The 11995-nt window shown below is 73.4% G+C and carries 12 protein-coding genes; 8 read left to right on the forward strand and 4 right to left on the reverse strand.

Features of this window, described 5'->3' with window-relative positions; translation table 11 throughout:
• The first annotated feature begins 107 nt into the window (after positions 1 to 107).
• The 3 genes from GRQ65_RS03775 to GRQ65_RS03785 are packed head-to-tail and all read left to right on the forward strand — an operon-like array spanning position 108 to position 3242.
• The gene (locus tag GRQ65_RS03775; protein WP_160875313.1) at positions 108 to 1367 is read left to right on the forward strand and encodes a glycosyltransferase family 4 protein; all 1260 of its coding nucleotides are present in this window, start codon (positions 108 to 110) and stop codon (positions 1365 to 1367) included.
• The gene (locus GRQ65_RS03780) at positions 1354 to 2109 is read left to right on the forward strand and encodes a methyltransferase domain-containing protein (RefSeq protein ID WP_160875315.1); all 756 of its coding nucleotides are present in this window, start codon (positions 1354 to 1356) and stop codon (positions 2107 to 2109) included. The genes GRQ65_RS03775 and GRQ65_RS03780 overlap by 14 nt, the downstream gene beginning before the upstream one ends.
• The gene (locus tag GRQ65_RS03785) at positions 2106 to 3242 is read left to right on the forward strand and encodes a prenyltransferase/squalene oxidase repeat-containing protein (protein ID WP_160875317.1); all 1137 of its coding nucleotides are present in this window, start codon (positions 2106 to 2108) and stop codon (positions 3240 to 3242) included. The genes GRQ65_RS03780 and GRQ65_RS03785 overlap by 4 nt, the downstream gene beginning before the upstream one ends.
• On the opposite strand, the gene GRQ65_RS03790 is transcribed toward GRQ65_RS03785, so the two are convergent.
• The 4 genes from GRQ65_RS03790 to GRQ65_RS03805 form a co-directional block, all read right to left on the reverse strand.
• Positions 3201 to 3872, reverse strand: coding sequence for a class I SAM-dependent methyltransferase (locus tag GRQ65_RS03790; RefSeq protein ID WP_337191466.1), 672 nt, complete (start codon positions 3870 to 3872; stop codon positions 3201 to 3203). The two genes, GRQ65_RS03785 and GRQ65_RS03790, sit on opposite strands and share 42 nt — an antisense overlap.
• Positions 3873 to 3900: 28 nt before the next feature.
• On the reverse strand, positions 3901 to 4068 hold the full coding sequence (locus GRQ65_RS03795; RefSeq protein ID WP_160875319.1) for a hypothetical protein: 168 nt from the start codon (positions 4066 to 4068) through the stop codon (positions 3901 to 3903).
• A 65-nt stretch (positions 4069 to 4133) separates the two neighbouring features.
• Positions 4134 to 5402: an alpha/beta hydrolase fold domain-containing protein gene (locus GRQ65_RS03800; RefSeq protein ID WP_160875321.1), complete on the reverse strand. Its 1269-nt coding sequence runs from the start codon at positions 5400 to 5402 to the stop codon at positions 4134 to 4136.
• A gap of 115 nt (positions 5403 to 5517) precedes the next feature.
• A complete protein-coding gene (locus tag GRQ65_RS03805) occupies positions 5518 to 6264 on the reverse strand; it encodes a dienelactone hydrolase family protein (protein WP_160875323.1) in 747 nt (248 codons plus the stop codon).
• A 45-nt stretch (positions 6265 to 6309) separates the two neighbouring features.
• Here GRQ65_RS03805 and GRQ65_RS03810 point away from each other — a divergent pair, with 45 nt between their 5' ends.
• The 5 genes from GRQ65_RS03810 (at position 6310) to GRQ65_RS03830 (ending at position 11993) form a co-directional block, all read left to right on the forward strand.
• Positions 6310 to 7782, forward strand: a complete 1473-nt coding sequence (locus GRQ65_RS03810) for a cryptochrome/photolyase family protein (RefSeq protein ID WP_202387305.1) — start codon at positions 6310 to 6312, stop codon at positions 7780 to 7782.
• 7 nt (positions 7783 to 7789) lie between these two features.
• Complete coding sequence (locus tag GRQ65_RS03815; protein ID WP_202387307.1) at positions 7790 to 8719, forward strand: phosphotransferase; 930 nt, start codon at positions 7790 to 7792, stop codon at positions 8717 to 8719.
• A gap of 345 nt (positions 8720 to 9064) precedes the next feature.
• Positions 9065 to 9976: a glycosyltransferase gene (locus GRQ65_RS03820; RefSeq protein WP_202387309.1), complete on the forward strand. Its 912-nt coding sequence runs from the start codon at positions 9065 to 9067 to the stop codon at positions 9974 to 9976.
• Between the two features lie 149 nt (positions 9977 to 10125).
• Positions 10126 to 11343, forward strand: coding sequence for a DUF480 domain-containing protein (locus tag GRQ65_RS03825; protein ID WP_337191467.1), 1218 nt, complete (start codon positions 10126 to 10128; stop codon positions 11341 to 11343).
• Between the two features lie 17 nt (positions 11344 to 11360).
• Positions 11361 to 11993, forward strand: coding sequence for a flavin reductase family protein (locus GRQ65_RS03830; RefSeq protein ID WP_337191468.1), 633 nt, complete (start codon positions 11361 to 11363; stop codon positions 11991 to 11993).
• Positions 11994 to 11995: the final 2 nt, after the last annotated feature.

Raw genomic sequence — 11995 nt, forward strand, 5'->3', positions numbered from 1 at the left:
CGTCCCCCCTTCACACCTGCGGGCGAGGCTAGCAACGACCGCGCCCGTGATAGAACACGTTCCTGTCGGGTCACCCCGACCGACCACGCGAGAGGGGACCCGCGCCGATGCGGATCGCACTGCTGTCCTACCGCAGCAAGCCGCACTGCGGAGGCCAGGGCGTCTACGTCCGCCACCTCAGCCGCGAGCTCGTCGCGCTGGGTCACACCGTCGAGGTGTTCTCGGGCCAGCCCTACCCGGAGCTCGACGAGGGCGTGACGCTCACGAAGGTGCCGAGCCTCGATCTCTACCGCGAGCCCGACCCGTTCCGCGTGCCGAGGCTGCGCGAGTTCCGCGACCTGGTGGACGTCGAGGAGTTCCTCACGATGTGCCTCGCGGGGTTCCCCGAGCCCAAGACGTTCGGCACCCGGGTCGCCCGCGTGCTGCGCGAGCGGTTCGACGACTTCGACGTGGTCCACGACAACCAGGTGCTCGGTCGCGGGATGCTCGAGATCGAGCGGATGGGGCTGCCGCTGGTCACGACCATCCACCACCCGATCACCTTCGACCGGCGCATCGACCTCGCCCAGGCGACCACGCGGTGGCGCCGGTTCACGCTGCGGCGGTGGTACGGCTTCCTGCGGATGCAGCGCCACGTGGCGCGCCGGGCCCGCATCGTGCTGACCCCCTCCGAGGCATCCAAGCGCGACATCGCGACCGACTTCGGCGTCGACCCGGCTCGGATGCGCGTCATCCTGCTCGGCGTCGAGGAGAGCTTCGTGCCCCCGAGCGAGCCGCGGGTTCCGGGGCGCATCCTCGCCATGGCGAGCGCCGACGCGCCGGTGAAGGGCATCGCGACCCTGCTGGAGGCCTTCGCCAAGCTCCGCACCGAGCGCGACCTCGAGCTGCTGCTGGTGACGAAGCCCCAGCCGGGCGGTCGCACCGAGCAGCTCATCGAGAGGCTCGCGATCGGCGAGTCGGTGCGGTTCGTGCACGGGCTCAGCGACGCCGAGCTCGTGGCCCTCATGGGCTCCGCCGAGGTCGCGTGCGTCCCCTCCCTCTACGAGGGCTTCTCGCTCCCCACCGCCGAGCTGATGGCCTGCGCCACGCCGCTGGTGGTCTCGCGCGCCGGCGCCATCCCCGAGGTCGTCGGCCCCGACGGGTACGCCGCCGAGGTGGTTTCGCCCGGCGACGTCGACGAGCTGGCGACCGCCCTGGGCTCGCTGCTCGACGACCCCGAGCGGCGCGAGCGCCTCGGGCGCAACGGCCGTGCGCGCGTCGAGGAGCTGTTCAGCTGGCGTGCGGTCGCCCAGCAGGTCGCCGAGGCCTACGAGGACGCCGTCGCGTCGTACGACCAGGACAAGAGGAGCAGCCGTGCTGACCGTTGACTTCGACAAGCTGGGGCTGCGCCCCGGCGACCGGGTGCTCGACATGGGCTGCGGCGCCGGTCGCCACGCGTTCGAGATGTACCGCCGCGGGGCCGACGTCGTCGCCTTCGACATGGACGCCGACGAGCTGGCCGGGGTGAGCGACCTCTTCCACGCCATGCGCCAGGCCGGCGAGGTGCCCGCGGGCGCCGAGGCCGACGTCAAGCAGGGCGACGCCCTGCAGCTGCCCTTCGCCGACGGCGAGTTCGACCGGATCGTCGCCGCCGAGGTCCTCGAGCACATCCACGCCGACGTCGACGCGATCCGCGAGCTGGTGCGCGTGCTGCGCCCCGGCGGCACCCTCGCCGTCTCGGTGCCGCGCTGGCTGCCCGAGGTCGTCAACTGGAAGCTCTCCGACGACTACCACCACGCCGAGGGCGGCCACATCCGGATCTACACCGACCACGAGCTGATCGACAAGGTCACGAAGGCCGGGCGCCTCAACGACGGCACCCCCGGCGACGCGATGGTCTACGAGGGCCGCGACTACGCCCACGGCCTGCACACGCCGTACTGGTGGATCAAGTGCGCCGTCGGTGTCACCAACGACGACCACCCGCTCGCCAAGGCCTACCACCGCCTGCTGGTCTGGGAGATCATGAGCCAGCCGCGGCTCCTCCGCCTCGCCGGCGCCGTGCTCGACCCGCTCATCGGCAAGAGCCTGGTGCTCTACTTCAGCAAGCCCCTCGAGCAGGACGCGTGAGCCTGCCGTCCGTCGACGGCGTGCTGAGTGCCGACGACGTCGCGCAGAGCGCCGCGGCGATCGCGGCCATGCAGGAGCCGTGCGGCGCCGTACCGTGGACCGTCGGCGAGCACGTCGACATCTGGAACCACGTCGAGGCCGCGATGGCGATGCTGGTCGGCGGCGAGGTGGAGGCCGCCGAGCGCGCCTACGCCTGGGTGCCGACGATGCAGCGCACCGACGGGTCGTGGCCGATGAAGATCGTCGCCGGCGTCGCCGAGGACGAGCGCGGCGAGGTCAACATGTCCGCCTACTTCGCGGTGGGGCTCTGGCACCACTGGCTCGTACGCCGCGACCGCGCCTTCGTCGAGCAGCACTGGCCCTCCGTGCGGGCCGGGCTCGACTGGGTCGTGGCGCAGCAGCAGCCGTTCGGCGGGATCCAGTGGACCCCGACCGAGCCGATCTGCCTGCTGGCCGGTTCCTCCAGCATCTACCAGTCGCTGCGCGCGGGGATCGCCCTCGCCGACCTGCTCGACGACCCGCAGCCCGGCTGGGAGCTGGCCGGCGGTCGGCTGGGTCACGCGCTGCGGCGCCACCGCGACCTGTTCGCCGACAAGTCGACCTACTCGATGGACTGGTACTACCCGGTGCTGGGCGGCGCGGTCCGCGGCGCGGAGGCGGAGCGGCTGCTGGACTCGCGCTGGGACGACTTCGTGGTGCCGGGTCTGGGCATCCGCTGCGTCGACACCAACCCGTGGGTCACCGGCGCGGAGACCTGCGAGCTGGTGCTGGCGCTCGACGCGATCGGCGACCACGCCCGCGCGATCGAGCTGTTCGCATCGATGCAGCACCTGCGCGCCGAGACCGGCGGCTACTGGACGGGATGGGTCTTCGACGACGGCGAGGACGCGCACGGCGAGGCGCGCGACGTCCACTGGCCCGACGAGCGGACGACGTACACCGCGGCGGCGGTCGTGCTCGCAGCCGACGCGCTCGGCGAGCACGCGGGTCAGGCGACCCCCGGCTCCGGGATCATGCGCGGCACCTCCCTGGCGCCGCATCCCGAGGAGCTCGCCCTGCGGTGCGGCTGCGGACCGGAGGACGGCGCGGGCTCAGGCGAGCGCGTCGCCGGGGCCACCGGTCGCGCGTCGTAGGACGCGCATCGAGCCGAGCGCCTCGACCTCCTCGAAGGCGCCGCCCTCGAGCGCCCGCAGGAAGACGTGGTAGGGCGGCTGACCGCCGTCGGCGGGGTCCGGGAAGACGTCGTGGATGACCAGCGCGCCGCCCTCGACGAGCCAGGGCGCCCAGCCGGTGTAGTCGGCCTGCGCGTGCACCTCGGCGTGGCCGCCGTCGATGAAGAGCATCGAGAGCGGCGTGCGCCACAGCGCGCTGACCGTCGTGCTGCGCCCGAGGACCGCGACGACCTGGTCCTCCAGTCCGGCGTGCTCGATGGTGCGGCGGAACGTCGGCAGGGTGTCCATCAGGCCCGACTCGGGGTCGACGAGCGTGGCGTCGTGGTGCTCCCAGCCGGCCTGGTTCTCCTCCGAGCCACGGTGGTGGTCGACGGTGAAGACCGTGCCGCCCACCTCGCGCGCGGCGGCGCCGAGGTAGACCGCGGACTTGCCGCAGTAGGTCCCGACCTCGAGCACCGGTCCGTGCGGCAGTCGCTCGCGGGCCCACCGGTGCAGCAGCATCCCCTCGTCCTCGGGCATGAAGCCCTTCGCGCCCAGGGCGTGGTCGAGCCAGCCGGCGTCGGACTCGGAGTCGGCCATCGGGTCGGTCACCCGCCGAGCCTAGGAGAGGAGGGCGGCCTCAGAGGCGCCGGGTGAGCAGGCGGTGCGTGCGCCGCCTGCGTCTGGCCACCGCCCGCAGCTGCGCGTGGCGCCGCGCCGCGGCGAGATCGCTCCCGCCGGGGGTGTCGAGGGCCGCGAGGCCCAGGAGTCGAGGGGCGAGCTCGGGGGCGCCGACGAACGGGGTCATGCGCCCCAGCGTGAGAGACGGGGCGTCCCGCCCACAGGGGGCGTTCGTCCCGGAACGGGTCCCGGTCAGACGGCAGAGCGTCCCGCGCGCCAGCTGTTCCAGTGCCAGTGGAGGTAGCGGTCGATGGCCCGCACGACGTGGGCCGAGCGGATGCTCGGGAAGACGTCGAAGGCGTGCTGGGCGCCGGGGAGCTCGGCGTACACCACCGTGGCCCGGGAGGTGCGGCGCAGCTTCGCGACGAACTGACGGGCCTGGTCGACTGGCACCAGCGAGTCGTGGGCGCCGTGGATGACGAACATGTCGGGGGCGTCCTCGGTGATCCGCAGGATGGGGCTGGCGTCCTCGAAGACCTCCGGGTGCTCGGCCCAGGAGGTCTGCATCACCCGCGGGGCGAGGAACGTGTCGCGCATCGAGGTGGCCGCTTTGGTGCCGGTCGAGCCCGCCACGTCGTAGACGCCGTAGTGCGGCACCGCCACCTGCACGCTCGTGTCGGCGTGCTCGAATCCGGGCTGGTACGCCGGGTCACCGGCCGTGAGGGCGGCCAGGGAGGTGAGGTGGCCGCCGGCCGAGCCGCCGGTGATCGCGACGTACGACGGGTCGCCGCCGTAGTCGGCGATGTGCTCGCGCACCCAGGCCAGCGCCCGCTTGACGTCGACGACCTGCGCCGGCCAGGGGTCGCGGGGCGCGAGGCGGTAGTTGATCGCGACGCAGACCCACCCCTTGCTCGCCAGGTGGTGCATGAGCGGGATGCCCTGCTGGTCCTTGCGCCCGTAGATCCAAGCCCCGCCGTGCACCTGCACGAGCACCGGCGCGGGGCCGTGGGCGCCGGCCCGCCTCTCGGCGGGGTCCGGTCGGTAGATGTCGAGGTGGTTGCGCGAGCCGGCCTCGCCGAACGCGATGCCGCGCTCGACGACCACACCGACGGGGGTGCGCCGCAGCGTCCGGAACGGGTTGACCAGCGAGCGCCATGGCACGCGCAGGTCGGCGGGCGTCGGGAGCGCGTCGAGCTGCTCGGCGTAGTCGGCCCCGAGCCCCTCGGTGAGCGCGTCCTCGGCGACCTGCTGGTCGCGGCGGGCCTGCTGCACCAGGTGCACGAGGCCGGCCGCGGCCACAGCGGACAGGGCCAGGCCGACGGGGTCGCGGCGCCGCTCGGTCAGGTGGGCGGCGGCGTCGCCGGCGGTCACCGCGAGCAGGTGCGGCGCGAGCTCGCCGGTCACCCACCCGGCGAAGAACGACGCCACCCCGGTGCGGAACCCGGGCAGCGGTCGGACCGCGTTGGCGGTCAGTGCGGCGTAGACGAGGGCCCGGGTGCGGAAGGACGGTCCGAGGTGCACACCTCGACGTTACCCGCCGGTCACTTGGCGTCGGTGGTTGAGGAAGGACGAAGTCCTGTCTCGAAACCACGTCCCGCGGTGAAGGGTGGTTTCGAGACGGCCGTAGCCGGCCTCCTCAACCACCGGCCGGAGGGTCGATCAGCCGCTCACGGAAGAACTCCAGCACCCGGTCGACCCCCTCCTGCTGGCGGTGCTCGGTGAGCGTGGAGTGCTTGCGGCCGGGGAACTCGACGCGGATGAACGCATCGCCCAGCTCGCGGGTGAGCGTCTCGAAGCGAGTGCCGACGGCGACGTCGCGGTCGTAGCGCAGCCCCAGCACCTGGCAGCCGGCGGCGGCCCGCTCCTTGACCGCGGCGAGGTCCGCCGGGGAGAGACCGAGGTCGGCGGCACGTTCGCGACCGACCGGGAACGGCAGCGAGGGCTGGGCCAGCACGGGGGCCACGACGGACTCGTCGACCATCATGGCCAGTGCGAAGCCGCCGGTGAAGCACATCCCCACGGCGCCGACGCCCGGCCCGCCGACCTCGTCGTGGAGCGTGCGGGCCAGGTCGCGCAGCCAGTCGGCCACGGGAGAGGTACGGCCCGCCTTCAGCTTGACGAACTCCCGGTTGACGCAGACCTCGCGCATCGTGGCGAGCGCGGCGAGCGGTGACGACGAGCTCGGCACCTCGCCGAACAGGTGCGGCAGCACCACGGTGCACCCGAGGCCGACGACCTCCTCTGCGAAGGCGAGGACCTTCGGCGTGATGCCCGGGATCTCGGAGATGACCACGACCCCCGGCCCGGTCCCGCGGCGGTACGTCGTGTGGGTGGTGCCGCCCGCGGTGTGCTCGCCCCGGGTCCAGCCGTCGAGTTCGCTCATCGCCCCAGTCTGGCCGTCGCGGGTGCGCAGGGGTACCGCCTGCCCGTGACCCGAGCCGCCCGCGCTGCCCGTCCGGTCCGGCTCGTGATGCCGCACCAGCTGTTCCGTCAGCACCTCGACGCGCCCGAGGGCACGACGTTCGTGCTGGTCGAGCACGACCTGTTCTTCCGCCAGTACCGCTTCCACGCGCAGAAGCTGGTCCTGCACCGCGCGTCGATGCGCCGTTTCGCGGACCGGCTGCGCGAGGCCGGCTACGACGTGGAGCAGGTCGACTCCGACGGGCGCACCACGAGCCGGGCGGCGCTCGCGAAGGTGCTGGAGCGGCTCGGCGCCGCCGAGGTCTCGGCGTACGACGTCGTCGACGACTGGCTCGAGCGGGAGCTCGCCGAGGTCGTCACCGAGTGGCTCGAGACCCCGGCGTTCCTGACCGACCGGCCGACCCTGCGCTCGCACTTCGGGGACGGCTCCGGCAAGCGCGCCCCGCGGATGCAGCACTTCTACACCTTCCAGCGCGAGCGGCTCGGCGTGCTGGTCGAGGGCTCGTCGGGTGACCAGCCGGTCGGCGGGCGCTGGTCCTTCGACGAGGACAACCGCAAGAAGCTGCCCAAGGGGCACCCGGTCCCCGACGTCGGCTGGCCCGAGCGGCACCCGGAGGTCGACGCCGCCATCGCGTGGGTGCGCGACCGGTTCCCCGACGCCCCCGGCGACGCCGAGTCGTTCGCGTGGCCGACGAGCCACGAGGAGGCCGAGGACGCCTACGGCGAGTTCCTGGCCGAGCGGTTCGACCAGTTCGGGCCCTACGAGGACGCCGTCAGCCGCGAGCACCCGTTCCTCTTCCACTCGGTGATGAGCCCCTCGCTCAACAACGGGCTGCTCGACCCGCACGACGTGCTGCAGCGGGCGCTGGAGGTCGACGGCGTGCCGATCGCCTCGCTGGAGGGGTTCGTGCGCCAGGTGATCGGCTGGCGGGAGTACATGCGGGCGACCTACGTCGTCTACGGCCGCCGGATGCGCACCCGCAACCACCTCGGCCACACGCGGGCGCTCGACGAGGGCTGGTGGACCGGCGAGACCGGGCTCGGACCCGTCGACCTCGTCCTCGAGCGGGTCCTCGAGCGCGGATGGGCGCACCACATCGAGCGGCTCATGGTCTTCGGCAACGCGATGTGCCTGCTGCGCACCGACCCGGACGCGGCCTACGAGTGGTTCATGGAGATGTTCGTCGACGCCTACGACTGGGTGATGGTGCCCAACGTCTACGCCATGAGCCAGTTCGCCGCCGGCGCGATGGTGACGACCAAGCCCTACGTCTCCGGCTCCAACTACCTCAGGAAGATGAGCGACCTGCCGTCGGGGGAGTGGACCGACGACTGGGACGCGCTCTACTGGACGTTCGTGCGCGACCACCACGACGTGTTCGCGACCAACCCGCGCTCGCAGATGATCGTCAACCTCTACGACCGCATGGACTCGTCCAAGAAGGCCGCCCACACCCGGCGAGCGGGACGCTGGCTGTGAGCGGCCGGTGAGCGGCGCGCAGCTGCACGAGGGCCAGGTCGACGCCGACGCGGCGCTCGTGCGACGCCTCGTCGACGCGCAGCTCCCCGCGTGGTCGTCGCTGCCGCTGACCCCCGTGGCGGCGTACGGCACGGACCACCGGCTGTTCCGGCTCGGCGACGAGCTGCTCGTCCGCGTCCCGGTGTACGCCGGCAGTGCGGGTCAGGCGCTCACCGACGCGGCGTGGCTGCCGCGGATCGCGGCGGGCCTGGCCGGAGTCGTGCCCGTCGAGGTGCCCGTGCCGGTGGCGCTCGGCGAGCCCACCGACGAGCTGCCGTTCGCGTGGTCGGTGGTGCCGTGGCTGGAGGGCGAACCCCTCGACGCGGCGGGGGTGGCCGGCCGCGTCGACCGCCGCCAGCTCGCCGAGGACCTCGCGGCGTTCGTGCTGGCCCTGCGCGCGGTCGACCCGAGCGGCGGTCCGGCGCCCCGCGGCCCGTGGTCACGGGGCGCGCCGCTGCCCGACGACGCGGCGTCGACCCGCGAGGTCGCCGACGAGATCGACGCGCTCGCCGGCACCGTCGACCCGGTGCGCGCTCGGCGCGTCTGGGCGGAGGCCCTCGAGGCCGGACCGTGGACGGGTGAGCCGGTGTGGATCCACGGTGACCTGCTCGACGGCAACCTGCTGGTGCGCGACGGGCGGCTGAGCGCGGTCATCGACTTCGGCTTCCTCGCGGTGGCCGACCCCGCGCCGGACGTCGTCCCGGCGTGGACGCTCTTCGACGCCGAGGCGCGGCGGGCCTACCGCGCCGCCCTCGACGTCGACGACGCGACCTGGGCGCGGGCGCGGGCCTGGGCGATGCTGCCGGCCCTGGCGGGGGCGGAGTACTACGCGACCTCCGCCCCGGCGTTCGCCGCGCGCTCCCGGCGACACCTCGACGCCCTGCTCCACAACGCCTGACCTGCCCTGACCTGCGCCGACGCGGTCCGCTCGGTCCAGACCGGGCCGTCCCCCGACACCTCGTCCGACCCTGCGCGGAGCCGCGACACTCCCACACCGGGGGCAACGCTCGTCCACACAGGCAACCGCACGGTGACAAAGCTGTGGGCTCCTCCACGATCGGGAGACGGATTTCGGGGGTCGGCGACCCGCGTGACGGAGGCCGCACGGCTCTGACCTGCGCAAACGCGGAGCCGTTACCCCGGTGTGCCCGCTCCGCGACCGGTCGCGCACATCGCGGACTGCTCCTACCGTTCTCGTCGTTCGACCCGGTCCCGCCGGGTCCGCCCCGAGAGCAGGCACCACGTGACCACCTTCCACGCCTCCCCGGCCCTGCGTCGCCGTACGACGACCCCGCGGGTCAGCATCGTGGTCCCGGCCCTCAACGAGGCGCTCAACCTCGCCGCCGTGCTGCCGCTGCTGCCGCCGGTGCACGAGGTGATCCTGGTCGACGGTGGATCGGTGGACGGCACCGTCCAGGCCGCCCGACGTGCACTGCCGAGCATCGTCACCGTGCTCCAGGGCCGGCGCGGCAAGGGCAACGCCCTGGCCGCCGGCTTCGCCCGCGTGACCGGCGACGTCGTGGTGATGTTCGACGCCGACGGCTCCGCCGACCCGGCCGAGATCACCCGCTTCGTCGAGGCGCTCACCGCCGGCGCCGACTTCGCCAAGGGCTCCCGCTACGCCGCGGGCGGCGGGTCCGCCGACATCACCCCGGTCCGCAGCGGCGGCAACCGAGCCCTCAACGCCCTGTTCAACCTCGGGTTCCGCACCCGCTACACCGACCTCTGCTACGGCTACAACGCCTTCTGGGCCGACCTGATCCCGCTGCTCGACCTGCCCGACCACACCACGCCGCCGGCCGCGAACGGGCGGATGGTCTGGGGTGACGGCTTCGAGATCGAGACCCTCATCAACTGCCGCTTCGCCGCAGCAGGCGTCCGCATCACCGAGGTCGCCTCGGTGGAGAACGCCCGACTCTTCGGGGAGTCCAACCTGCACGCCGTGACCGACGGCCTCCGCGTGCTCAAGACGCTGGTCACCGAGTGGGGTCGCGCGTTCTTCCGGCGGCGCGCGCTGCGCCAGGCCGCTCGCCTGCCCGTCGTCGTCACCGAGCCCGACCTCGACCTGGACATCGACCTCGACCTGGACCTCGCGCTCGACTTCGGTCGGGGCCTGGACCTGGACCTGGACCTCGAGACCACCGTCGCCGCCTGACCACCACCTCCCACCGCGACGCCGGCCGGGATGCAGCGACCCGTCCGCTCCTCAGACCCCGGGGGTGCGGGCGACACGGAAGGTCGTCCGCGTCTCGGCCGGTGTCGTGGTGGGAGGCGGCCGTGCGGCGCCTGTTCTAGGTTGTCACCGTGACCCTCCCCGTGCTGGACGCCGAGGAGCAGCGGGTGCTCGGCGTGCTCCTCGAGAAGCAGGTGACCGTGCCTGCGAGCTACCCCATGACGCCGGCGGCGGTCCGCACCGGCTGCAACCAGTCCAGCAGCCGTGAACCCGTCGTCGACTACGACGAGCCGCTGGTCGAGGCGGTCCTCAAGCGGCTGAAGGAGAAGGGGCTGACGCGCGTGGTGTGGGCCGACACCGGGCGGCGCACCCTCAAGCACCACCAGCTGCTCGACGAGGTGCTCGACTACTCCGCCGCGGAGCGGGCGCTGCTCACGGTGCTGCTGCTGCGCGGCCCGCAGTCGGCCGGAGAGCTCCGCACGCGCACCGACCGGCTCTACCCGTTCGACGACCGCGGCCAGGTCGAGCAGCACCTGCGCGAGATGGCGAGCCGGCCCGAGCCGTGGGTGCGTGAGCTGCCGCGCCCGAGCGGCCGACAGGACGTGCGCTGGGTCCACCTGCTCGGCGACCCGGCCGCAGCAGCGCCCGAAACGGCCTCGGCCGCGCCGACGGTCGACCGCGACACCGTGATCGCCGGCGGCGCCGAGGCCCGTGACGCCAAGGTGCGCGCGTCCTACGACGCGATCGCGGCGGCCTACGCCGAGGCGCTGACGGGGGAGCTGCCCGCGCTGCCGTTCGAGCGCTGGCTCCTCGACCGGGTCGCGGCCGACGCCGACGGCGGGCCCGTCGTGGAGGTCGGGTGCGGTCCCGGCCACGTGACCGCTCACCTCGCCGAGGCGGGCGCCGACGCCACCGGTCTCGACCTGTCACCGGGCATGGTCGAGCAGGCACGCTCGCGCTACCCCGACGGCGTCTACGAGACCGGCGACCTGCGCCGGCTGATGCGCCCGACCTCCGCGCCCGGGTGGTCGGCGGTCCTGGCGTGGTACTCCCTCATCCACTCCGCCGCCTCGGAGCTGCCCGACGCGATCGGCGCGCTGACCCGCCCGCTGCTCCCGGGCGGCCTGCTGGTGCTCGCGATGCACACCGGTGACGCCGTACGGCACCTGGACGCGTGGTTCGACGTCCCCGTCGACCTCGACTTCGTGCTGCACGACCGGGCGCAGGTCGTCGCCCTCGTCGAGGCCGCGGGTCTGGTCGACGTGGAGTGGTACGTCCGCGGCCCGGTCGCCTCGCGGGGCGAGACGACCCAGCGTCTCTACGTCGTCGCGCGGCGACCGCCGGCATGAGCGCCTACGGTGGAGGGGTGAGCGACGTCGACGCACGCGAGCCGTGGCCGTGCAGCGAGCTGCTGGAGGACTGGCTCGGCGACCCGTCCCTCGGGGACTCGATGTACGACCTCCAGTTCCGCCCGGGTGAGTCGATCGTCGTCGACGCGGACGACCCGGCCGCGGTGCACGCCGCACGCCACTTCCGCGACGTGCTCGGTCGGTTCGCCTCGGGGGTCACGGTCGTCACGGCCGTGGACGACGGCACACCGGTCGGCCTGACGTGCCAGTCGTTCTCGTCGGTCTCGCTCGACCCGCCGCTGGTGCTCTTCGTGCCGTCGCGCGCCTCGCGGGCCTGGCCCGCGATCCGGCGCGCCGGGTCCTTCTGCGTCAACTTCCTCGCCGACGGCCAGCAGGCGCTCTCCAACCAGATGGCGAGTCGCGGCGAGGACAAGTTCGCCGGGGTGGGGTGGCGACCGGCGCCGGCGACGGGCTCGCCGCTGCTGGACGGCACCCTCGGCTACGTCGACTGCCGCGTGCAGACCGTCCACGAGGCCGGCGACCACGACGTCGTCATCGGCCGCGTGCTCGACCTGGGCACGCCCGACGAGGGTGGCCCCGACCACCCGCTGCTCTTCTTCCGTGGCCAGTACGACACGACGCGCGGCTGAGG

It is taken from the genome of Nocardioides flavescens (assembly GCF_009823805.1).
Lineage (GTDB): Bacteria > Actinomycetota > Actinomycetes > Propionibacteriales > Nocardioidaceae > Nocardioides > Nocardioides flavescens.

What these genes read in the sequence shown, in the direction of transcription:
- GRQ65_RS03775 (WP_160875313.1), top strand. Translation starts at nt 108, where the DNA reads ATGCGGATCGCACTGCTGTCCTACCGCAGCAAGCCGCACTGCGGAGGC.
- GRQ65_RS03795 (WP_160875319.1), bottom strand. Translation starts at nt 4,068, where the DNA reads ATGACCCCGTTCGTCGGCGCCCCCGAGCTCGCCCCTCGACTCCTGGGC.
- GRQ65_RS03805 (WP_160875323.1), bottom strand. Translation starts at nt 6,264, where the DNA reads ATGAGCGAACTCGACGGCTGGACCCGGGGCGAGCACACCGCGGGCGGC.